Raw genomic sequence first — 21,778 nt, forward strand, 5'->3', positions numbered from 1 at the left:
CACTCAACGTGTATCGTCGGCAGCGTCAGTTGTTTATAAGAGACAGGGCCCGGGAGATCCCGGGCCCGCCCTTCGTCGTTCCTTCGCCGTTGCGAGGACCTGCGGACTACGGCGACAGCGTCAGGGTGTCCTTGGCGCTGTCCTTGACCGCCTTCTCGGAGTAGGCCCAGGGCAGCAGTTCACCCTTGGCCCACTTGTCGGTCTGGTCGTAGTAGTGCGCGTTGTAGGCGTGGCCCGAGGCGCCCGTGAGATTGATCCAGCGGGACTTGTCCAGGTCGGCGAGGTTGACGACCATCCGCATGGAGGGGACCCAGGTGACGCGGTAGCCGCCGGCCGCGTTCCAGCCGGTGGCGTTCACGGCCGCCTCGCCGCCGCCCAGGTTCCACGGGCCGCGGTTGAACAGGCCCTGGAGGAAGCCCGGGCCCTTGGTGCCCAGGGTCTGGTTGTCCAGGAACATCTGGTGGAGCCGCCCCCAGCTCCAGGTGTCGATGTTCTTGCCGAGCTTGGCGGTCAGCTCGTAACGGGCGTCCTCCATGGCGTGCTTGAGGAGCTCGTCGCGGTTCTTGTCACCGGGGCGGTTGGGGCGGTCGGCGGTGGTCCACCAGTCGTTCTTGGGGTCCTCCAGGATGGACCGTACGACCTCGTACCAGCGGTCGCCGCCGTCGGGCTGGGCCTGGTCGGGGGCGCGCTCGCCGCACTCGCGCACCAGCTTGCCGGTCTCGTCGGCGGGGCCGGTGTCGTTGGCCGGGCGGACGTACAGGCACTGGCCCTTGACCCGCAGCTCCTTGGGCATCTTGTTGCCGAAGGCGAGCTTGAGGGTGTTGCGCCAGACCGCGTTGAAGTAGGCGGCGGCCGCGGAGTCGGGCTCCTGGGTGAAGTCCCAGCCGTCCAGGAGGCGCTGGGCCTCGCGGATGTAGGGGTCCTTGATGTCGATCTTCTGGAGGTAGGGCGTCAGCAGCCGGGCGATCTCGCTGCTGTTGTCCTTCTGGAAGATCTGCATGTCGTCGGTGGAGACCTTGCCGCCGCCCTTGAGCCTGGACTGGATCAGGTCGTTGATCCGCTGGCTGCGGGCGCCGTAGCCCCAGTCCTTGGTGATCAGGTACGGGTACTTGTCCTGGTCGATGACGGCCTGGTTGGCGGTGACGATGTAGCCGCGCTTGGGGTCCAGCTCCCAGGGCAGGGCGGACTGGGGGATGTAGCCCTCCCACTTGTAGCGGGAGTCCCAGCCGGGGGCGGGGTAGGTGCCGTCGTAGCCGGGGGCCTTGGAGCGGACCGGGATCCTGCCGGGGGCCTGGTAGCCGATGTGGCCCTTGGTGTCGGCGTAGATCAGGTTCTGCGAGGGCACCTCGAAGTCGGCCGCGGCCTTGCGGAACTCGGTGAAGTCCTTGGCGCGGTTGAGCTCGAAGACGGCGTCCATGGACTTGCCCGGGTCCAGCGCGGTCCAGCGCAGGGAGATGGCGTAGCCGTCGCCGCGGTCGGGCGCGGTGTTGCCCACCGGGGCGCTCTTGCCGACGGCGCTCAGCTCGTCGTCGCGGTCGGAGACGATCGGGCCGTGTCCGGTGGACCGTACGGTGATCTTCTTGCTGCCGCCGCCCGCGATCTTGATCGTCTCGGTGCGGGTCTTGAAGGGCATCTGCTTGTTGTCCTGCAGATAGCCGTCGGCGGTGATCTTCTCCAGGTACAGGTCGGAGACGTCGGCGCCGAGGTTGGTCATCCCCCAGGAGATGTCCTTGTTGTGGCCGATGATCACGCCGGGCATGCCGGAGAAGGTGAAGCCGGAGACGTCGTAGTTGCACTTGGCGCTGGTCTTACGGCAGTGCAGGCCCATCTGGTACCAGAGCGAGGGCATCTGCGGGGCCAGGTGCGGGTCGTTGGCCAGCAGCGGCTTTCCGGTGGTGGTGTGCTCGCCGGAGACCACCCAGGAGTTGGAGCCGATGCCGTTGCCGTTGGGGCCCAGCAGCGCCGGGATCTTCTCCAGCGACTTCGACAGCGAGGTCAGCTGGGAGCGCAGGCCCTGGGTGGCGGCGTTGGCCGTGCCCGTGCTCTGGGTGTTGGCCGTCGCGGCCGCCTTGGGGTCGAACTCCTCGGTGGCGGGGTTGACCGCGCCGCCCTGGACGATCGGCTTGTTCCGCTTGGTGGGGTACTTCGGGTAGAGCTGCTCGATCTGGGCCGTGGAGAAGCGGCCGGCCATCAGGGCGCGGTCGATCTCGTCCTGCATGTTGCCGCGCAGGTCCCAGGCCATCGCCTTGAGCCAGGCCACCGAGTCGACGGGCGTCCACTTGTCGGGCGTGTAGTCGTTCTGGAAGTCCAGCGCCGCGTACTCCAGGGACAGCGCGGAGCCCTGGTGGTCCTTGAGATAGGCGTTGACGCCGTCGGAATAGGCCTGGAGATACTTCTTGGTCTGCGGCGAGAGCTTGGTGTCGTACTCCTTCTGCGCCACGTCGTGCCAGCCCAGCGTGCGCAGGAAGGCGTCGGTGTCCACCTGGTCCTTGCCGAACATCTCCGAGAGGCGGCCCGCCGTCATGTGGCGGCGCACGTCCATCTCCCAGAAGCGGTCCTGGGCCTGTACGTAGCCCTGGGCGCGGAAGAGGTCCTCGTCGGTGTCGGCGTAGATCTGCGGAATGCCGTTGGCGTCACGTACGACGTCGACCGGGTTGGTCAGGCCGGTGAGCTTCAGCGAGCCGGTGGTCTGCGGGAAGGAGGCGCGTACGGTGCTGACGCCCCAGTACGTGCCGAACGCGATGCCCGCCACGAGCAGAAGCACGACCGTGATCACGAACAGGCGGACGCGCCGCCCTTTTTTCTTTGGAGCCTTGTCAGGGGCGGGGCCGGACTTGTTGGCGGGCATCTCTGTCCTTCGAGGGGCAGGGTGGGAGTGCTGGAGCAACCATAGGCGCACGGGTTGGCCGACCCCTACGCGGAGTCATCAGCAGGGACGACCAACCTTCAAGCAATGGTAAATTGTTAGCCTCAGTAACTAGATACGGTAAGGAAAACCCGACCCTCAGTCCGACCCGAACCCGCTCCGTCGCCCGACCGGAAACCCGCGCCAGGAAGGACCGGCTCCCTGACTGTCGACCGCCTCAACGAACTTTTGTTGATCTCCTCGCTCGTCCTGCTCATCGCGGTGGCGGCCGTACGGCTCTCCTCGCGCAGCGGGTTGCCCAGCCTGCTCATCTACCTCGGTATAGGCATAGCCATAGGGCAGGACGGGCTCGGCGGGGTCGTCTTCGACAACGCCAATCTGACCCAGATCCTGGGCTATGCCGCGCTCGTGGTGATCCTCGCCGAGGGCGGACTGGGCACGAAATGGAAAGAGATCAAGCCGGCGCTGCCCCAGGCCGCGCTGCTCTCGACGCTGGGTGTCGCGGTGAGCGTGGGGGTCACCGCGGCCGGAGCGCACTACCTGGTGGGCCTGGAATGGCGCCAGGCGCTGCTGATCGGCGCGGTCGTCTCGTCCACGGACGCGGCCGCCGTCTTCTCGGTGCTGCGCAACGTCCCGCTGCCCAAGCGGCTCACCGGTGTCCTGGAGGCCGAGTCCGGCTTCAACGACGCCCCCGTGGTGATCCTGGTGGTCGCCTTCTCCACGGCCGGACCGGTGGAGCACTGGTACGCGCTGATCGGCGACATCGCCCTGGAACTGGCCATAGGCGCCGCCATCGGCCTGGCCATCGGCTGGCTGGGCGCCTTCGGCATGCGGCATGTGGCGCTGCCCGCCTCCGGCCTGTACCCGATCGCGGTGATGGCGATCGCGGTGTCCGCCTACGCGGCCGGCGCGATGGCGCACGGCTCGGGCTTCCTGGCGGTCTACCTGGCCGCGATGGTGCTGGGGAACTCCAAGCTGCCGCACAGCGCCGCCACCCGCGGCTTCGCCGAGGGCGTCGGCTGGATCGGCCAGATCGGCATGTTCGTCCTGCTGGGCCTGCTGGTGACCCCGCACAACCTGCTGGACGACATCGTGCCCGCGCTCCTGATCGGCCTGGTGCTGACGATGGTGGCCCGCCCGGCCTCGGTGCTGCTGACCCTGTGGCCGTTCAAGATGCCCTGGCAGGAGCAGGCGCTGCTGTCCTGGGCGGGGCTGCGCGGCGCCGTACCCATCGTGCTCGCCACCATCCCGATGGTGGGCGACGTGCCCGGCAGCGAGACGGTCTTCAACATCGTCTTCGTGCTCGTCGTGGTCTACACGCTGATCCAGGGGCCGACGCTGCCCTGGCTGGCGAAGTGGCTGAAGGTGGGCCAGTCCGATGCGGAAGCAGCGGCCGCCGACCTGGGCATCGAGTCGGCGCCGCTGGAGCGGCTGCGCGGCCATCTGCTGTCCACCTCCATCGGCCCCACGTCGCGGCTGCACGGCGTGGAGGTGGGCGAGCTGCGGCTGCCGACCGGCGCCGCGGTCACGCTGGTCGTACGGGACGGCAAGAGCTTCGTACCGGGTCCGACGGACGTGCTGCGCCGCGGCGACGAGCTGCTGGTGGTGGCCACCGACCCGGTGCGGGACGCGGCCGAGAAGCGGCTGCAGGCCATCTCGCAGGGCGGCAAGCTGGCCGGGTGGCTGGGCACCGGGGCCGATCCGCGGCACACCGGGGACGACGCCCGGCGCACCGGGGCCGAGGTGCGGCGCGCCCGCGCCCAAGGGAAACGCGGCTGAAGCACACAGAGGAATCCCTGGGGATTGGCGTGAATACCGCGCCAATCCCCAGGCCGTTTTCGGCACCGGCCTGTACTATGAAGCAGCACATACTTGCACTACGAACCAACTCTGCCTGATGCAGAGCTGGCGCGACCGCTCGGCGGCCGCGGTCCCCTGCCCCGGGCAGAGCCACCTTCCTTGGTGCGGACCACGCGGTATCACTCGGTCCTGCGCGAGAGGACAGCTCTCGGCGCGCTCCCGTGATGACCTCGCGGGCGGCGTGCTACCAGGCAGCAGAAAGGCTCGGCCGTGGCATCCGCGGTCAAGGACGCACACACCGACGCACGTCCTGGTTACGGACAACTGCTGCGCACCCCCGGCGCATGGACCTTCCTGCTGCCCGGCTTCCTGGCCCGGCAGCCGTTCGCGATGCTGACCATCGGCATCCTGCTGCTCGTCCAGCACACCACCGGCTCCTTCGCCGTCGCGGGCGCCGTCTCGGCGGTGACCGGCATCTCGCTGGGCCTGTTCGCCCCGCAGAGCGGCAAGCTCGCCGACCGCTTCGGACAGCGCGCGGTGCTGATCCCGGGCGTACTGGTGCACGTGAGCGCCGTCGCGGCGCTGACCGTGCTGGCGCTCAGCGATGCCCCGACGTGGGCGCTGCTGGCTGTCGCCGTGCCGACCGGTGCCTCGACGCCGCAGGTCAGCCCGATGGTGCGGGCCCGCTGGTCGGCCCGGCTCGGCGGCTCCCCGCTGATGCCGACGGCCGCCGCCTTCGAGTCGGTCACCGACGAGTTCACCTTCGTGGTCGGCCCCGTCCTGGCCACGGCGCTGTGCACCGGCGTGCACCCGGCGGCCGGTCTGGTCGCCGAGGCCGTGCTGACGCTGGCCGGCGGTCTGCTGTTCGCGGCCCAGCACCGCAGCCAGCCGCCGGTGGAGCGTGCCAAGGGCACGGACGGCGCCACCGAGCGTGTCTCGGCCCTCTCCGTGCCGGGCGTACGCGTCCTGATCGCGGCCTTCCTGGGCATCGGCTCGGTCTTCGGCGGCATGCAGGTGTCCCTGACGGCCTTCACCGAGTCCATCGGGCAGCCGGGCATCAACGGCCTGCTGTACGGGCTGTTCGCGGCGGGCAACATGCTCGCGGGCATCGTCGTCGGCGCCATCGCCTGGAAGGTCGGCCCGCGCCGCCGCCTGCTGATCGCCTACGGAGTGCTGACGCTGGCCACCACCCCGCTGTGGGCGGTGCACTGGGTGCCGCTGCTGGGCGCTCTGGGCCTGCTGATCGGTCTGGGCATCGCGCCGAGCCTGATCACCGGCTACACGCTGGTGGAGTCGCTGGTCCCGGCCTCGGCCCGTACGGAGGCCTTCACCTGCCTGACGGCCGCTGTGGCGCTGGGTCAGGCCGGCGGGTCCGCGGTGGGCGGACAGCTGGTGCAGCACTTCAGCGCGAGCACCGGATTCCTGGTCCCGCTGGGCGGTACGGCACTGGCTCTGCTGGTGCTGGTGCTGCTGCGGGGACGGCTGGTGCCGAGGTCGGAGAGTGTGGTGGCCGCCCGTGGGCTTGGTCACCGTACGCCGGTCACGGTGGACTGACGCGCCGGAATACTGCACTATGGAGCGTCGTTAGCACTCATCGAGTGAGAGTGCCAGGAGGAAGACAAGTGCCGACCTACCAGTACCAGTGCACCGAGTGTGGCGAGGGCCTCGAGGCGGTGCAGAAGTTCACCGATGACGCGCTGACGGAGTGCCCCAGCTGCAGCGGACGCCTCAAGAAGGTGTTCTCGGCGGTCGGCATCGTCTTCAAGGGCTCCGGCTTCTACCGGAACGACAGCCGCGGCTCGTCGTCCAGCAGCACGCCCGCCTCGTCCTCGAGCTCGTCGTCCTCTTCGACGTCGTCCTCGAACTCTTCGGGCTCGTCCTCGAACTCGTCCAGCACTTCGGCGTCCTCGGGCTCCGCCGGGGCCGGCACGGGCTCCAAGCCCGCCAGCTCGCCCGCCGCCTGAGCAACTCACCTGCCGGACCCCGCCGTTCACGACGGCGGGGTCCTCGGCGTTGGTGCGCCCGGATAGTGTGATCGCATGGCTGACATCGACAGGGCTGACGCGGAGATCGGCGTCATCGGAGGGTCGGGCTTCTACTCCTTCGTGGAGGACGTGACCGAGATCACGGTGGAGACTCCCTACGGCTCCCCCAGTGACTCGCTCTTCCTCGGGGAGGTGGCGGGGCGCCGGGTGGCGTTCCTGCCGCGGCACGGGCGGTCGCACCATCTGCCGCCGCACCGCATCAACTACCGGGCCAACCTGTGGGCGCTGCGCTCGGTGGGGGTGCGCCAGGTACTGGGGCCGTGTGCGGTGGGCGGGCTGCGCCAGGAGTACGGGCCCGGCACGCTGCTCGTACCGGACCAGCTGGTGGACCGTACGAAGTCGCGTACGCAGACGTACTTCGACGGGGAGCCGCTGCCCGACGGCAGCGTGCCCAACGTGGTGCACATGAGCTTCGCCGACCCGTACTGCCCCGCGGGGCGGAAGGTGGCGGTGGCGGCGGCGCGCGGGCGCGACTGGGAGCCGGTGGACGGCGGCACGCTCGTGGTGGTCGAGGGGCCGCGCTTCTCCACCCGCGCCGAGTCGCGGTGGCATGCCGCACAGGGCTGGTCGGTGGTCGGCATGACGGGGCACCCCGAGGCCGTGCTCGCCCGTGAACTGGGGCTCTGCTACACCTCATTGACCCTGGTCACGGACCTGGACGCGGGGACGGAGACCGGCGAGGGCGTCTCCCACGACGAGGTGCTGAAGGTGTTCGGGCAGAACGTGGGGCGGCTGCGCGAGGTGTTGTTCGACGCGGTGGGCAAGCTGCCGGACGCCCAGGCGCGGGACTGCCTGTGCGCGCAGGGGCACGACGAGTGGGATCTGGGGATCGAGCTTCCCTGAGGGATTCCGTGGATCTGTCCGCAGAGCTTTCCTCAGATGTGTCCGCAGATGTGTCCGCAGATGTGTCCGCAGATGTGTCCGCAGATCTTTTCGCCGGCCTGACCGTATGCCTGAGGGGCCTGGGGTACATGGTGTCTCCGGGCCCCTTGTGGGTTACGGCCTTTTCCACAACCCGGGAGTAGGGCGGGCGGCTGTCCACAGGGCCGAGCGGGCTTCGGCGGCGTCGGGCACGGTGGGGTTCGTTCGCAACGAGCCACTCACCGCAGGCGGTGATCACCGTGTCCCAGACTCCCTACCGCGCCCCGTGCCCGCCCCCTCTTCCCACCCCTCCCCCATGTGAAGTGCCCCACTTCGCCCCGGTACGCGCAGGGGGTGGCCGTCGGTGGCCGTATGGGGTCGCCAGACGCCGACGGCGGGCGCTGGCAGTGGGGTTGGCGATGACGGCCGCCGCGCTGGCGGCCGCGGCACCGCGCGCGGAGGTGCGTGCGGAGGCGCCCGGCGCGGCGACGCAGGTGGCCGATACACCCACATCGCGCGACACTTCTCCCAGCGGCGGGGCGCCCGAGGCGCGCCCCGGCGCAGGGGAATCTCCCCGGGCGGCGGTGACACGGCGATGATCCGCACTGACGCTCTGTTGAATCGCTGGTTCGTGTTGCCCGATTGGACAGTTCCGCCCTGCCCTGCCGTAAGTTGCGGTGCTGTTCGACGCACCGTCCCCAGAGAATGTGGAAAGAGGCTTTCAGGTGAGCCAGAACAAGGGCGTGCTCGCGGGATTCAGGGAATTCCTGATGCGGGGCAACGTGATAGAGCTCGCGGTCGCCGTCGTCGTCGGTGCGGCATTCACCAACATCGTGAACGCGGTGGTGAAGGGCGTCATCAACCCCATCGTCGGCGCGCTCGGCTCGCAGAACCTGGACCACTACAAGTCCTGTCTGACCACCTGCACCACGGACCCGAAGACCGGGCAGTTCAACGACGGCATCTACATCCTGTGGGGCTCGGTGCTCAGCGCCGCGCTGACCTTCATCATCACGGCCGCGGTCGTCTACTTCCTCATGATCCTGCCGATGAACAAGTGGAAGCAGCGCCAGGACGCGAAGAAGCCGGTGGACACCACCCCGGCCGAGCCGTCCGAGGTCGAACTGCTCAAGGAGATCCGGGACGCGCTCGTCGCGCAGCGCAATGGCTCGCTCGTCGAGTCGGGCTCCGTGATCGCGCAGAAGCAGCAGAAGTAACGGAAGGCACGGAAGGCACGGAAGCAACGGGAACAGCGCACACAGCGGCGCTACCGGGGGCGGACAACACGACGGCGAAGCCGCCCCGGCTGCCTGGTCACAGGTGGTGGGGCGGCTTCTCGTCCAGGAAGCGGGCCAGGTCGGCGGCGCCGTCGCCACCGGCGGCCGGGCGCTCGCCCCAGCCCCGGTCGGTGTCGTCCGAGGACTGCTGGCTCAGCGGGTCGTCAAAGATCAGCGCGGCCGGCGGCCTGGGCCGCGGCTCCCGCTCATGGGCGGCTTCGGGGGTCGTACTCACTCCTCCAGGGTACGGCCGTGCGCACCCGAGATCGGTGTCCGATAGCTGCCGGCACCGGGCGGCGGGGCCGGTCGACACTGGCGGCATGACGGTTTCACCCCACAGCGCGGCTCATTCGTCTTCTTCATCCGCGTCTTCTTCGGCTTCTGCGTCCCCTGCGGCCGGGGTGGGCTCGGCGGGTGTCCTCGCCGGTATGTACGCGGCCGAGGCGGAGTATCTGGCGGCAGGGGGGCCGGGGGCTGCCTCGTTCGGTCTGCTGGCGCCGTTCTTCGCGCCCGATGTCGTACTGCACCAGGCCGAGGCGCTGCCGTACGGCGGGACCTGGCGCGGGCATGCGGGGATGGAGCGGTTCTTCGTGGCGATGAGCCGGGCGTGGGAGCGGTTCGAGATGGCGGAGCAGGAGTTCCTCGCCACGGGACGGACCGCGGTGGTGCTCACCCGGGTACGGGCCCGCGCCCGCGCCACGGGGCGGGAGCTCGCCTTCCCGGTACTCCAGACGATCACGGTCGAGGACGGCCGGATATCCGAGGTGCGGCCCTTCTACTGGGACACCCAGGTCATAGCCGGGGCCTTCAGACCGCGTTGAGGCCGTGGGCGGTGAAGTGGGCGCGGGCCGTGGCCAGTTGACTGGGGGTCGGCACCGGGGTGCCGATGTGGTCATCACAGCGACCCGTGGAAAGTGCGGCCGATGACGTCCAGTTGCTGGTCGCGGGTGAGGCGGATGAAGTTCACCGCGTATCCCGAGACGCGGATGGTGAGTTGGGGGTAGTTCTCCGGGTGCTCCATGGCGTCCAGGAGGGTCGCCCTGTCGAGGACATTGACGTTCATGTGGAAGCCGTCGGCGGCCGTGAAGCCGTCCAGCACTCCGGAGAGGTTCGCCACCCGCTCCTCGGGGGTGCGGCCGAGCGCGTCGGGGGTGATGGTGTTGGTCAGCGAGATGCCGTCCTCCGCGTCGTCGTAGGGCAGCTTGGCGACCGAGAGGGCCGAGGCGATACAGCCCTGGGGACGTTCGGTGCGGGGCTTCAGAACGTCACAGAGCGGCGCGGGGATCCGGCGATCGGCGCCGCTTCGGACGTACGTGCCGGGTCTTAGAAGAACGCCTCGACGATGCCGAAGCCGCTGCCGACGGCGACTGCGGTGGTGATCAGTCCGGGCAGCATGAAGGAGTGGTTCAGGACGAACCGTCCGATGCGGGTGGTGCCCGAGCGGTCGAAGTTGATGGCCGCGATGAAGGTGCCGTACGTGGGCAGCAGGAAGTAGCCGTTGACGGCGGGCCACATGGCGATCAGCAGCGGCGCCGGGATGCCCAGGGCCACGCCCAGCGGCATCAATGCCTTGGTGGTGGTCGCCTGGCTGAACAGCAGCGCGGAGAGCAGGAGCAGCATCACCGCGAAGAACCACGGCTGGGACCGCGCGATCCCGCCGAGCTGCTCGGTGATCAGCTCCTGGTTGTGGCCGATGAAGGTCAGGCCCAGCCAGGACAGGCCGAACACGCCGATGACGGCGACCAGTCCGGAGCGGGCCACGTCCGTGCCCGGGACCTTCTTCGCGTCCACCTTGCACACCAGCAGGATGACGGCGGCCACGGCCATCATGATGATCTCGATCGCGGCGGGCATGCCGAGCGGGGCGGCGGGGGCGCCGTTCGCGCCGGGCACGGAGGGCCGCAGCTGCGGGAAGAGCCCGCTGACGACGACGGCGAGGGTGCCGGCCAGGAAGAGGTACGCGGACACGGCGGCGCGCGGCGCCAGCGCGGGGCGCGCGGCACCCTCGGCGCCCTCCGCGGCCTGCCGCGCCTGGGCCGGGAGGTCCTTGCCTATGCGGCTCTGGACGAGGGCGGCGACCAGGACGCCGATCAGGGTGGACGGCACGGCCACCGCCATGATCTTGGGGAGGCTCCAGCCGTCGCCGTCGAACATCACGATCATCGCGGCCATGGCGGCGGAGACGGGCGAGGCGGTGATGCCGACGGTGGCGGCGATCGAGGAGACCGCGATGGGGCGCTCGGGCCGTACCCCGCCCTCGCGTGCCACGTCGTGGATGACCGGCAGCAGCGGGTAGAAGACGTGCGCGGTGCCGGCGCCGAGGGTGAACAGCCAGGAGACGACGGGCGCGATGTAGGTGACCCGGGCCGGGTTGCGGCGGATCATCCGCTCCGCGACGGCGACGAGGTAGTCGATGCCGCCTGCCGCCTCCATCGCGGCGGCCGCCATGATCACCGCGAGGATGATCAGCATCACGTCCACGATGCCCGCGGTGTCGGCGGGCGCGACCTGGAAGACGGCGGCCAGGACGAAGACGCCCACGGCGCCCCAGAGGCCCATTCCCACACCGCCCTTGCGGGATCCGAGGGCGATGGCCGCCAGCATGACGGCTAGTTGAAGCAGCATGGAGAGCACGGCCGGGCCTTACGTTCGAACATACGGTGCACAGAAACCGTATGGCACCCGCGAGGGTTCCCCGCCCATGATCGTTCGGGCCCGGTGATCGTCGGGCTCCGGTGCAGGTCGGACCGGGTCAGGCCGGAGCAGGCCAGCTCAGGTCAGTCGGCGGTCAGCTCCTCGTGCCACCACAGGTCGCGGCCCGGCTGCCACAGCACGGGGCGCGAGCAGCGGTTGACGACCAGTACGGCGCGTACCTCACTGCGGCCGTCCGCCAGCTTCAGCGCCCGGTCCAGCACCGGCTTGACCGGGCGCAGCGCGCCGTCCCAGAACCCGGCGTCGGCGGTGATCACCACCCGGGCGCCCGAGCCGTGCAGACCCGCGGCGAGTTCGGCGGGGTTCAGCGAGACGGGGAGGCTGGTGCGTACGGCGTCCAGGCGGCCGCAGGCGAGGGTGGCGATCACCGACTCGGGCACCAGCGGCAGATGGACCGCGAGCCGGTCGCCGGCGCCGATGCCCAGGCGGGTGAGCGCGGCGGCGGCGCGCGTGGCGTGGTCCAGGAGCTGGCCGTGAGTGAGCTGCTCGACGCGGTCCGGCTCGCCGGCCCAGCTCAGGGCGATCCGGGACGGCTGCGGCTCCTTGGGCTCTTGCGGTTTCCGGGCGGTATCTGCATGCTCTGAAGTGACACGGCGCAACATGCAGAACAGCTTGAAGATCGCGGATCAACGATCGTTGAACGTCCGCTGTACGGGGTCGCGCCGCCCCTTCTCGCACCACCGGGCCCTGCGGGGACGCCGCGCCCCGACCGCGCGCCCCGGCCGCTTCACCTCACTGCCCCACTCCTGGTGCGCCCAATCCCCTCTCACCGCATTTCCTTGTCCCTGCCGTGCCGCGAGAGGGCCCTTTCATGCACAAATCCACACATACCCCTTGCACTACGGGGCGTTGGGCGGCGGCTGCCGTGTCCCTCGGCGCCTTCTGCGTACAGCTCGACTCCTTCGCGCTCAATCTGGCGCTGCCCGCCATCCGCGCGGACCTGCACGGGTCGGCGGCGGCGGCGCGCTGGGCGGTCGGCGGCTATCTGCTGGCGGCCGGTTCGCTGATGCCGGCTGCCGGGCGGCTGGCCGACATCTTCGGCAGGCGTCGGCTGCTCGCGCTCGGACTGGTGCTCTTCGCGGCGGCCTCGGCGCTGTGCGCCCTGTCCCCCACCCTCCCCTTTCTCGCCGTGGCGCGGGTGGCGCAGGGCGTGGGCGGCGCACTGATCATGCCCGCGGGGCTGGCGCTGCTGACGAACTCCTTCCCGCCGGAGCGGCGGCGCGCGGCGACGGCGGGCGTGCTGGCCCTGGCGGGTCTGGCCACCGCCTGCGGCCCCTTCGTCGGGGGCGTGCTGGCCCAGACCGTCTCCTGGCGGGCCCTGTTCTGGCTCGGCGTGCCGCTGTGCGCGGCCGCCGCGGGGTGCGCCCTGCGCGGCGCCGAGTCCCGCGACCCGTACGCCTCCCGCGTCCTGGACCGCGCCGGGGCGGCCACCGGGACCGGGGCGCTCGCGTGCCTGGCGATGCTCTCCCAAAGCGGCGCCTGGCAGTGGGCGGCCGCGGCCCTGGTCCTGCTCCTGCTCTTCGTACGGGCCGAACTCCGCTCCCCCGCCCCGCTGTTGGACCTCGCCCTCTTCCGCAACGCCCCCTACGTGCTGCTCACCGCCTCCGGCACGGTCGCCAACGCCGCCACCGTCGTCCTCCTGTTCACCCTCCCCCTCGCCCTGCACGACCGCTGGGCCCTGTCCCCCCTCGCCTCCGGCACGGCCTTCCTCGCCCCCGCGACCGCGATGGCCCTCGCCGGAGCCCTGGCCGGACGCGTCACCGACCGCGCCGCCGCCCCCGTCATGTCCCTGGGCCTGGCCACCACCGCCATCGCCCTCTGGGCCACCACTGTCCACACCTCTCTCCCCGCCCTCCTCGCCGCCTCGACCCTCGCCGCGGCCTTTCTCGGCCTCACCAACTCCCTCACCCTGACCGCCACGCAGTCCGTCGTGGCCCCCGCCCGCGCCGGCGAGGCCTCCGGCGTCACCAAGTCCGCCCTCACCACCGGCGCCGCCCTCACCCTCACCTTCACCACCCCTCACACCACCCTCACCACCACGGCCACGGGCTGTGCGGCAACGGCGGCAGCCCTGGGCGCGGCCTCGGCCGTGACGGCGGCGCGGCGCCGCGCGGGCGGGCTCGGCACCGGGTCGCGCGGCGCCGACTGACCGGGATGCCGTCACCCGCCCGCCGGGCGGATGGACGCCGCGCCGGATCGCCCGGCGGGGAGGCGGGCGAGGCGCCGGCTCACGCACCGCCGACAGCCCTGGGGCGCCGGGCGAGCGCGGCAGCGCTGCGGGCACCGGCGGGCCGTGGCGCGCGGGCACCGGCAGCCCGCGGCGTGCGGACAACACCGCAGCCGGTACGGGATCGCCGCGCGACGAAGTGGTACGCGGGCGCCCGCGTGTCCGGTCAGCCCTGCGACGTGCAGGTGGCGCCCCTGGCCGCGTAGCCCCCCGCGATGTCGCGGACGTCCTGGAAGCCGTGGGATTCCAGGAGGGCAGCGGCGATGACGGAGCGGTTGCCGCTGCGGCAGTACAGGACCACAGGGCGGGTGGGATCGAGAGTGGAGGTGTGGGCGGGGAGGGTGGCCAGGGGGAGGTTGCGGGCGCCCGGTTCGGCGGAGGTGGCGTATTCGGAGGGGTTGCGGACGTCGACCAACTGGATGCCGGTGGTGGGGAGTTCGGACCAGGTGATGCGGTGGGTGCGGGAGGTGAGGTGGGGGTTGGCGCCGAGGTGGTCGGCGGGGGCGGCGAGGTGGCCGAGGACGTGGTCGTAGCCGATGCGGGCCAGGCGGATGCGGGCCTCGGTCTCGGTGCCCGGGTCGCTGATCAGGACGATCGGGGTGCCGGGGGTCACGACGCTGCCCGCGTACTCGGCGAAGCGGGTGTCCAGGCTGGTGTGCAGGGAGCCGGTGAAGTGGGCGTGGGTGTAGGCGTCCAGGGGGCGGGTGTCCAGGAGGACGGCGCCGCGCTCGCGGGCGGCGAGGGCCTCGTCGAGGGTGAGGGCCGGGGGCGGGGTGGAGTCCAGCAAGGGGTGGCCGTCGCGGTTGAGGGCCGCGTCGTGCGCGAAGTAGCCGGGGGCGGCCGGCTGTCCGGCGCTGACCAGGTCGATGAAGGCGTCCTGGGTCATGGGCTGCAGGGCGTAGTTGAAGCGGCGCTGGTCGCCGATGGTGGAGCTGGTCTCGGTGGAGAGGTTGCGGCCGCAGGCGGACCCGGCGCCGTGGGCGGGGTAGACGCGGGTGGCGTCGGGGAGGGTGAGGAGCTTGGAGTGCAGTGAGTCGTACAGGCGGGCCGCCATCTCCCGGGCGGAGAGGCCGCTGGCGGAGAGCAGGTCGGGGCGGCCGACGTCGCCGACGAAGAGGGTGTCGCCGGTGAGGACCGCGAACGGCGCCTCGTCGTCGGCGTGTTCGTGCAGGACCAGGCAGATGGACTCCGGGGTGTGGCCGGGGGTGGCCAGCACGGTGAGGGTGACCTCGCCCAGCGATATGCGTTCGCCGTCGCGCAGCCGGCGGATGGGGTAGCCGGTCTCGGCGGCCTCGCCGAAGGCGATGGCGGCGCCGGTGGCGCGGGCCAGCTCCAGGTGTCCGGAGAGGAAGTCGGCGTGGAAGTGCGTCTCGACGACCAGCTCGATGCGCAGCCCGGCCTCCTCGGCGTCGCGCAGGTAGTCGTCGATGTCGCGGCGCGGGTCGACCAGGACGGCGCGTCCGGTGGTCTCGTCGCCGATGAGGTACGAGGCCTGGGAGAGGCAGTCGAGGTAGTACTGCGCGAAATACACGGTCGTCCTCCGTGGGCGTGCGAGGGGGCAGGCGGGGGGGGTGTACGGGAACGTGTTGTGCGGATGCACGGATGTACGTACATTAGGCAGCCGAGCAGGCGGCGACAACCCGGGGCCCTGACACCGGACCCTTGCGGAGGCACCAAGATGACGGCTGATCACCCACAACGCGCGCACGGCGAGGGCCATTTCGGGGCGCGGTCCGCGGAGCACCCCGGGCCGCGCCCGCTCGACCGGTCCTCGCCGCTCCCCCTGTGGGCGCAGCTCTCCGCGGATCTGCGCCGCCGCATGGAGGCGGGCGAGTTCGCCGAGGAGTTCCCCGCCGAGCACCGTCTGACCGGTGAGTACGAGGTCAGCCGGCACACCGTGCGCGAGGCGCTGCGCAAGCTGCGCGCCGAGGGCCTGGTCATCGCCGAGCGCGGGCGCGCCAGCCGCCTGGACACCCGCCGCATACAGCAGCCGCTCGGCTCGCTCTACAGCCTCTTTCGCGAACTGGAGAGCCAGGGCGTGGAGCAGCGCAGCGAGGTGCTGCGGCTGGAGCGTACGGCCGACAGCACGGTCGCCCAGAAGCTCGGACTGGTCCCGGACGCGCCACTGATCGTGCTGGAGCGGCTGCGGCTGGCGGACGGCGAGCCGCTCGCGCACGACACCACCTACCTCCCCGCCGAGATCGCCGAGCCGCTGCTGGAGGCGGACTTCGGGCACACCGCGCTGTACGGGGAGCTGATCCGGCGGTGCGGGACCAAGGTCACCGGCGGGCAGGAGCGCATCCACCCTTTTCTGCCCGACATCCGGCAGTGCTGGCTGCTGGGGCTGGCGGACCGGGAGGCGGCGTTCTTCATCGAGCGGCTGGGGCGGGCCGGGGAGCGGGCGGTGGAGTGGCGCGAGACGGTGGTGCGCGGCGACCGCTTCGCGTTCGTCGCCGAGTGGTCGGGCAGCAGCCGGGCCGTCGAACTCGCGCCGCGCGCGAAGTGTCCCTCGTGACCGCGCACGCGATACGGCCGGCGCCGTGTCCGGCGTCATAGCCGCGACGGCGCTCCCGTGCGGGCTGGTGATCGGCCTGCTGCTGGGGGCGCTCGGCGGCGGGGGCTCGATCCTGGCGGTGCCCGCGCTGGTCTACCTGCTGCATCAGACGCCGCACGAGGCCACCAGCGGCGCCCTGGTCGTGGTGGCCATCGGCGCGGTCACCGGCCTTGCCTGCCATGCCCGTTCGGGCCGGGTGCGCTGGCTGCAGGGCGCGGCGTTCGGGGTGCTGGGGACGGCGGGTACGTATCTGGGCTCGCGCTGGAGCGCGCATGTGGACCCCGGCGTGCTGATGACGGCGTTCGCGGGGCTGATGCTGGCGGTGGCGGCGGCCATGCTCGTACGCAACGGGCGGGGGCGGCGGGCGAAGGCCCCCTCCCCGCACCCGGCGGCGGACGGGCAGCCGGACCACGTCACCGTCCCGGACACTGCGCCCGCCCATCGTTTCCGCCCCGCGCACGCCGCCCGGATCGCCGCGACCGCCACCGCCGTCGGGCTGCTCACCGGCTTCTTCGGGGTGGGCGGCGGCTTCGTCGTCGTCCCCGCGCTGACGCTGGTGCTGGGCCTGGAGATGCCGGTCGCGGTGGGTACGTCGCTGCTGGTCATCCTCGTCAACTCCGTGACGGCGTTCGGCTCGCGGGCCGGCGCCGGCGACCTGGACTGGCCGCTGCTGGCCGTCTTCGGCAGCTGCGCCGCGCTCGGCAGCTATCTGGGCAACCGCCTCGCCGCCCGTGTACGCCCCCAGGCCCTGAGTACGGCCTTCGCCTCGCTGGTCACCGTGCTCGCCGTCTCGATGGCGGCGACCAGCATCCCCCATCTGTAGAGCGCTTGTTGAGCCCCATGCCCTTATCCGATCCGCAACCGCCCACCGACTCCCAGGAGGAGCCCCGCATGACTTCCGCCTCGCCGCACCACCAGATCGTCATCATCGGCGGCGGCACCGCGGGCATCACCGTCGCCGCCCGGCTGCGCCGCGCCGGAGTGCGCGACATCGCGGTGCTCGACCCCGCCGAGACGCACTGGTACCAGCCGCTGTGGACGCTGGTCGGCGGCGGCCAGGCGCCGCTGAAGGCCTCGCTGCGCACCCAGGCCGAGGTCATGCCGTCCGGGGTGCGCTGGCTGCGCGAGGCGGCGACCGGGGTGGACCCCGAGTCCCGTAAGGTGCACACCGCTTCGGGCCGGGAGATCGGCTACGACCGCCTGGTGGTGGCCCCGGGCCTCCATCTGGACTGGGACGGTGTGCCGGGCCTGGCGCAGGCGCTCGGGCACAACGGCGTCTCCAGCAACTACCGGCCCGATCTCGCCCCGCTCACCTGGGACTTCATCCGCAGGACCAAGCGCGGCACGGCGCTGTTCACCATGCCGGCCGGGCCCGTGAAGTGCGGTGGCGCCCCGCAGAAGATCGCGTATCTGGCCGCCGACTACTGGCGCAAGCGCGGGGTGCTGGACCGGATCCGTACCATCCTGGTCCTTCCGGAGCCCGCGATGTTCAAGGTGCCGGTCTTCTCGCGGGTGCTGGAGGAGACGGCCCGGCGGTACGGGATCGAGGTGCGGCTCCAGTCGGAGATGACCGAGGTGGACGGGGACGCGCGGCAGGCGGTGATCGTCGATCACGCCACCGGTGAGAAGGAGACCATCGGCTACGACCTGCTGCACGCCGTGCCGCCGCAGAGCGCCCCCGACTGGATCGCCGGCGGCCCGCTCGCCGACCCCGCCTCGCCCTTCGGCTACGTCAAGGCCGACCGCGAGACCCTGCAACACCCGGACTTCCCCGAGGTGTTCAGCCTCGGCGACGTCGCCAATCTGCCGACCTCCAAGACCGGCGCGGCCATCCGCAAGCAGGCGCCCGTCGTGGTCAAGAACCTCCGTGCGAGCCTGCGCGACCGCCCGGCGAGCGCCCGCTACGACGGCTACACCTCCTGCCCGCTGGTCACCGCGCGGCACAAGATGCTGCTGGCGGAGTTCGACTACGACCTCTCCCCCACGCCCTCGATCCCGCTCATCGACACACAGAAGGAGCGCACCGACATGTGGTTCCTCAAGCGGTACGGGCTGCCGCAGATGTACTTCCACGGGATGCTCAAGGGTCTCGTGTGACCTGCCGCTGAACGACGCGCGCCCTCGGCCGCAGTGGAGCCGGTCCCCGCACCTCGCGGGGGCCGGCTCCGCGCGTTCGCCCGGCCCCGCGGCGTACCGTGATAGAAAGTGGGGCGATGGTCCCACTTTCTCTCTGCGTCAGCAGCCGACCCGACCTTCAGGACGGACGATGGCCAACCCCTACCGTGAGATCTTCACCGCACCGGGCAGCGCGGGATTCAGCGCCGCCGGGCTGATCGCCCGGCTGCCGCTGCCCATGACCCATATGGGCATCCTCACGATGCTCTCCGAGATGACCGGGCAGTACACCCTGGCCGGCCTGGTGGCGGGCACCTTCACCTTCTCCATGGCCTTCGCGGGACCCCAGGTCTCGCGCATCGTGGACCGGGCGGGACAGGGCCGGGTGCTGCCCCTGGCGGCCTGCGTCAGCGTGCTGGCGCTGGGCGCGCTGATCCTGTGCGCCCACCTCGGCGCCCCCGCCTGGACACTGTTCCTCTTCGCGCTGCCGGCCGGTCTCATGCCGAGCATGGGCGCGATGGTCCGGGCCCGCTGGACCGAGATCTACCGCGGCACACCGCAGCTGAACACCGCCTACTCCATGGAGTCGGTGGTCGACGAACTGACCTACGTCATCGGCCCGGCGCTGGCGGTGACGCTGTCCACCACGCTCTTCCCGCAGGCCGCGCCGATCGTCGCCGGGCTCCTGCTGCTGATCGGCGTCGCACTGTTCGTACCGCAAAAGCGCACCGAGCCGGCCGTGCGGCCGCGCACCCGGGAGGCGGGCGGCGGGCGCTCGGTCATCTGGTCGCCGTCGGTGCTGCTGCCCGCGCTCGCGCTGCTCTTCGGCGGCGCGATCGCCGGGATGGTGGACACCATGGGCCTGGCCTTCGCCGAGCGGCAGGGCGACAAGATGCTGGGCGGCGTCGTCTTCGCCGTCTACGCCATCGGCTCGGGCCTGTCCGGGCTGGTCTTCGGCGCGCTCAAGCTGTCCGTCGCGCCGCAGCGGCTGCTGGTCATCGGCATGTCCGGTACGGCGCTGACCACCGTGCCGTTCCTCTTCGTGGACAGCATCGCCACGATGTGCGTCGCGGTGTTCTGCGCGGGGGTCTTCTTCGCCCCGACCATGGTGGTGGTCATGGGGATCGTGGAGCGTACGACGCCAGAGCACCGGCTCACCGAGGCCATGACGTGGATGATCGCGGGCCTGCAGAGCGGGGTGGCGATCGGCGCCGCGGTCAGCGGGGCGGTGGTGGACGCGTACGGCTCCGGGGCCGGGTTCGCGGTGGGGGTCGTGGCGGGCGCCGTCGCCGTCCTCATCACGCTGGCCGGCCTGCCCGTACTGCGCTCGCGGCTGGCCGGGCCGCGCGGCGCGGACCCGGTGGCGGGCTTTGGGCCCCGGCCGGCTCAGGCGGCGGACGGCCCCGGCAGCAGCTCGTACAGCAGCTCCTCGAACTCCCCCGGCGCGGGCGGCTCGTCGGCCAGCAGGCCCTGCAGCAGCAGCCCGTCGTAGGAGTGGGCGAACAGCTTCACACGCTTGGGGTCGTCGGTGAACAGGCGGGCGAAGGCCGCCAGTGACTCGGCCCAGTCACGGGTGGCGGAGCGCAGTTCGGGGCGGCGGGCGGCCAGCAGGCACAGTTCGAACTCCGCCAGCAGCCGCCCGCGCCCGCTGCCCGTGACGATCTCGGCCATCATCCCGGCCAGCACCCGGCGCTTGTCGGTGCCGTCGGCGGTGGTACGGCTCGCCGGGCCGCCCTCGGCGCTCAGCGCCTCGAACCGCCGGGCGTCCTCCTCCAGGGAGGAGGTGAGGGCCGCGGTCAGCATGTCCTCGACGCCGTCGAAGTAGTACGTCGTCGCGGTGTTGGGCAGCTGCGCCTCGCGGGCGACGTTGCGGTGGGTGACCCCCGAGGCCCCGTCGCGCTCGATGACGCGCAAGGTGGCCTCGATCAGTGCGCGCCGACGGCGTTCGCCCTTGGCCCGGCGGCCGTCGGTGATCGGCTCGTTCAGTGTCGCTCCCCTGCGTCGCTGCGGGCGGCCGCCGCTGCTCTGTCGCTGGACAGGGGCCCCGCCGGCCCGTACGCGGCAGCGGCCGGTTGTCCCTTTCGACGATACCGGGGCCGCGGCGACGGGCCAGGGGGCGTCCTGCCGATCGGCGTGGATCAGGCCGCGGCGGTGACGTCGGCGACCACGCAGCTGACGTTGTCCGGCGCGCCTGCCCGGTGCGCCAGGGCGAGCAGGCCGCCGACCGCGCTCTGCGGATCGGGGGCCGTGGTGAGCACGGCCCTGATCTCCCCGGCGGGGACGACCGCCGAGAGCCCGTCCGAGCACAGCAGATAGCGGTCACCGGCCCGCGCCTCGTGCAGCCCCAGCTCGGGTACGGACTCCACCCTCCCGTCCAACGCCCGCAGCAGGAGCGCGCGTTGGGGGTGCGAGCGCGCCTCCTCGGGGGTCAGCCGCCCCTCGTCGATCAGCGACTGGACCAGGGTGTGGTCGTGGGTGATCTGGAACAGGCCGCCGTCGCGCAGCAGATGGGCCCGGCTGTCGCCGATGTGCACCAGCGCGAGCCGGGAGCCGGTCCACAGCAGCGCGGTGAGCGTGGTGCCCGACTCCTCGATCTCCCCCATCCGCCCGTTGGCCCGGTACACGGCGTCCTCCAGCGCGTTGAGGAGATCGCCCGCGTGGACCTCGGCGCCCGCGGCGGTGGCGGCCGCGGCGGCGGCCGCTTCGACGGCGGCCGCGCTGGCCTGTGCGCCGCCCCCGCCGTAGCCGTCCGCGACCGCCAGCAGCCGCCCGTCCGCGTACGCCGTGTCCTGATTGCTCTCCCGTACGAGCCCGGTCTGCGACCGCACCGCGTACCGGATCTCCAGCGTCCCCATCCCCTGTGCCATGACAGCAGCCTCCTCGGCCTTGTCGCCCTTGTCGTGCTTCTCGCTCAGCCGGCCGACGAGGAAGGCCGCCAGGTCCCGGCGGGCCGCGGTGTCGGCCTCCACGCGCGCCCAGTACTGCGCGACCTCGTGTGCCGCCGCGTCCGGCGACAGCGCGCACACCGCCCTGATGCGCGCCAGCGGCATGCCCAGCCGGCGCAGCCAGGCCACCAGGCGGGCCCGCTCCAGCTGGTGCGGCGCGTAGAAGCGGTATCCGCTGTGCGGGTCCACGTGGGCGGGCGGCAGCAGCCCCAGATCGTCGTACAGGCGCAGGGCCTTGGCCGACAGGCGGGCCAGCCGCGCGAACGCGCCTATGGTCAGCAGTTCCCCGGGCATCCCTCGCGCTCCCCCTACGTGTGGACCGTCCTCGTCGCGGGGGGGGGGGGGGGGGGGGGGGGGGGGGGGGGGGGGGGGGGGG

At 71.7% G+C, this 21,778-nt stretch carries 18 protein-coding genes and 1 pseudogene; 11 read left to right on the forward strand and 8 right to left on the reverse strand.

Translation table 11 applies throughout. The features are described 5' to 3' along the window. Positions 1-106 precede the first annotated feature (106 nt). On the reverse strand, positions 107-2,848 hold the full coding sequence (locus AC4IJH_RS39775; RefSeq protein WP_490856886.1) for a penicillin acylase family protein: 2,742 nt from the start codon (positions 2,846-2,848) through the stop codon (positions 107-109). 249 nt (positions 2,849-3,097) lie between these two features. Between AC4IJH_RS39775 and AC4IJH_RS39780 the strand changes: the two genes are divergently transcribed. From AC4IJH_RS39780 to mscL, 5 genes are all read left to right on the forward strand, one after another. After that, positions 3,098-4,645 (forward strand): potassium/proton antiporter, encoded by a 1,548-nt coding sequence (locus AC4IJH_RS39780; RefSeq protein WP_490856887.1) that lies wholly within the window; start codon positions 3,098-3,100, stop codon positions 4,643-4,645. A 291-nt stretch (positions 4,646-4,936) separates the two neighbouring features. Beyond that, positions 4,937-6,220, forward strand: coding sequence for an MFS transporter (locus tag AC4IJH_RS39785; RefSeq protein WP_490856888.1), 1,284 nt, complete (start codon positions 4,937-4,939; stop codon positions 6,218-6,220). 68 nt (positions 6,221-6,288) lie between these two features. Continuing rightward, positions 6,289-6,630, forward strand: a complete 342-nt coding sequence (locus tag AC4IJH_RS39790; RefSeq protein WP_490856889.1) for an FmdB family zinc ribbon protein — start codon at positions 6,289-6,291, stop codon at positions 6,628-6,630. A 75-nt stretch (positions 6,631-6,705) separates the two neighbouring features. After that, positions 6,706-7,554, forward strand: coding sequence for an S-methyl-5'-thioadenosine phosphorylase (locus AC4IJH_RS39795; RefSeq protein ID WP_490856890.1), 849 nt, complete (start codon positions 6,706-6,708; stop codon positions 7,552-7,554). 743 nt (positions 7,555-8,297) lie between these two features. Then, a complete protein-coding gene (mscL, locus tag AC4IJH_RS39800; protein ID WP_490856891.1) occupies positions 8,298-8,789 on the forward strand; it encodes a large conductance mechanosensitive channel protein MscL in 492 nt (163 codons plus the stop codon). Between the two features lie 97 nt (positions 8,790-8,886). On the opposite strand, the gene AC4IJH_RS39805 is transcribed toward mscL, so the two are convergent. Next, positions 8,887-9,084, reverse strand: a complete 198-nt coding sequence (locus tag AC4IJH_RS39805; RefSeq protein ID WP_490856892.1) for a hypothetical protein — start codon at positions 9,082-9,084, stop codon at positions 8,887-8,889. 193 nt (positions 9,085-9,277) lie between these two features. Here AC4IJH_RS39805 and AC4IJH_RS39810 point away from each other — a divergent pair, with 193 nt between their 5' ends. After that, positions 9,278-9,670: a nuclear transport factor 2 family protein gene (locus AC4IJH_RS39810; RefSeq protein WP_490856893.1), complete on the forward strand. Its 393-nt coding sequence runs from the start codon at positions 9,278-9,280 to the stop codon at positions 9,668-9,670. A gap of 74 nt (positions 9,671-9,744) precedes the next feature. Here AC4IJH_RS39810 and AC4IJH_RS39815 read toward each other — a convergent pair. The 3 genes and pseudogenes from AC4IJH_RS39815 to AC4IJH_RS39825 all read right to left on the reverse strand — a co-directional run. Beyond that, positions 9,745-10,083, reverse strand: a pseudogene (locus AC4IJH_RS39815) (glycine radical domain-containing protein); the annotation flags it as partial. Positions 10,084-10,172: 89 nt separating this feature from the next. After that, on the reverse strand, positions 10,173-11,474 hold the full coding sequence (locus AC4IJH_RS39820; protein WP_490856903.1) for an anaerobic C4-dicarboxylate transporter family protein: 1,302 nt from the start codon (positions 11,472-11,474) through the stop codon (positions 10,173-10,175). Positions 11,475-11,626: 152 nt separating this feature from the next. Beyond that, positions 11,627-12,163 carry an AMP-binding protein gene (locus AC4IJH_RS39825; protein WP_490856894.1) on the reverse strand — a complete coding sequence of 179 codons (537 nt, stop codon included), beginning with the start codon at positions 12,161-12,163 and terminating at the stop codon, positions 11,627-11,629. A gap of 263 nt (positions 12,164-12,426) precedes the next feature. Between AC4IJH_RS39825 and AC4IJH_RS39830 the strand changes: the two genes are divergently transcribed. Beyond that, positions 12,427-13,710, forward strand: a complete 1,284-nt coding sequence (locus AC4IJH_RS39830) for an MFS transporter (RefSeq protein WP_490856895.1) — start codon at positions 12,427-12,429, stop codon at positions 13,708-13,710. Positions 13,711-13,954: 244 nt separating this feature from the next. Here the strand turns inward: AC4IJH_RS39830 and AC4IJH_RS39835 are convergent, their stop codons facing one another. Next, on the reverse strand, positions 13,955-15,319 hold the full coding sequence (locus tag AC4IJH_RS39835) for a rhodanese-like domain-containing protein (RefSeq protein WP_490856896.1): 1,365 nt from the start codon (positions 15,317-15,319) through the stop codon (positions 13,955-13,957). Between the two features lie 147 nt (positions 15,320-15,466). On the opposite strand from AC4IJH_RS39835, the gene AC4IJH_RS39840 reads away from it, so the two are divergent. The 4 genes from AC4IJH_RS39840 (at position 15,467) to AC4IJH_RS39855 (ending at position 19,949) form a co-directional block, all read left to right on the forward strand. Continuing rightward, positions 15,467-16,303: a GntR family transcriptional regulator gene (locus AC4IJH_RS39840; protein ID WP_490856897.1), complete on the forward strand. Its 837-nt coding sequence runs from the start codon at positions 15,467-15,469 to the stop codon at positions 16,301-16,303. A gap of 25 nt (positions 16,304-16,328) precedes the next feature. After that, positions 16,329-17,165, forward strand: a complete 837-nt coding sequence (locus AC4IJH_RS39845) for a sulfite exporter TauE/SafE family protein (RefSeq protein ID WP_490856898.1) — start codon at positions 16,329-16,331, stop codon at positions 17,163-17,165. A gap of 68 nt (positions 17,166-17,233) precedes the next feature. Next, positions 17,234-18,439: an NAD(P)/FAD-dependent oxidoreductase gene (locus AC4IJH_RS39850; RefSeq protein ID WP_490856899.1), complete on the forward strand. Its 1,206-nt coding sequence runs from the start codon at positions 17,234-17,236 to the stop codon at positions 18,437-18,439. Positions 18,440-18,608: 169 nt separating this feature from the next. Continuing rightward, positions 18,609-19,949: an MFS transporter gene (locus AC4IJH_RS39855; RefSeq protein WP_490856900.1), complete on the forward strand. Its 1,341-nt coding sequence runs from the start codon at positions 18,609-18,611 to the stop codon at positions 19,947-19,949. Here the strand turns inward: AC4IJH_RS39855 and AC4IJH_RS39860 are convergent. Both AC4IJH_RS39860 and AC4IJH_RS39865 read right to left on the reverse strand, forming a co-directional pair. Next, on the reverse strand, positions 19,844-20,371 hold the full coding sequence (locus AC4IJH_RS39860; protein ID WP_490856901.1) for a TetR/AcrR family transcriptional regulator: 528 nt from the start codon (positions 20,369-20,371) through the stop codon (positions 19,844-19,846). The genes AC4IJH_RS39855 and AC4IJH_RS39860 overlap by 106 nt on opposite strands. 224 nt (positions 20,372-20,595) lie before the next feature. Then, positions 20,596-21,696: a MerR family transcriptional regulator gene (locus AC4IJH_RS39865; protein WP_490856902.1), complete on the reverse strand. Its 1,101-nt coding sequence runs from the start codon at positions 21,694-21,696 to the stop codon at positions 20,596-20,598. Positions 21,697-21,778: the final 82 nt, after the last annotated feature.

Source organism: Streptomyces sp. UF-297 (genome assembly GCF_058245575.1).

Bases quoted from the DNA above. Each gene is read 5' to 3' on its own strand.
- AC4IJH_RS39775 (WP_490856886.1), bottom strand. From the start codon at position 2,848: ATGCCCGCCAACAAGTCCGGCCCCGCCCCTGACAAGGCTCCAAAGAAA.
- AC4IJH_RS39795 (WP_490856890.1), top strand. From the start codon at position 6,706: ATGGCTGACATCGACAGGGCTGACGCGGAGATCGGCGTCATCGGAGGG.
- AC4IJH_RS39810 (WP_490856893.1), top strand. From the start codon at position 9,278: ATGTACGCGGCCGAGGCGGAGTATCTGGCGGCAGGGGGGCCGGGGGCT.
- AC4IJH_RS39820 (WP_490856903.1), bottom strand. From the start codon at position 11,474: ATGCTGCTTCAACTAGCCGTCATGCTGGCGGCCATCGCCCTCGGATCC.
- AC4IJH_RS39825 (WP_490856894.1), bottom strand. From the start codon at position 12,163: ATGTTGCGCCGTGTCACTTCAGAGCATGCAGATACCGCCCGGAAACCG.
- AC4IJH_RS39840 (WP_490856897.1), top strand. From the start codon at position 15,467: ATGACGGCTGATCACCCACAACGCGCGCACGGCGAGGGCCATTTCGGG.
- AC4IJH_RS39850 (WP_490856899.1), top strand. From the start codon at position 17,234: ATGACTTCCGCCTCGCCGCACCACCAGATCGTCATCATCGGCGGCGGC.
- AC4IJH_RS39855 (WP_490856900.1), top strand. From the start codon at position 18,609: ATGGCCAACCCCTACCGTGAGATCTTCACCGCACCGGGCAGCGCGGGA.
- AC4IJH_RS39865 (WP_490856902.1), bottom strand. From the start codon at position 21,696: ATGCCCGGGGAACTGCTGACCATAGGCGCGTTCGCGCGGCTGGCCCGC.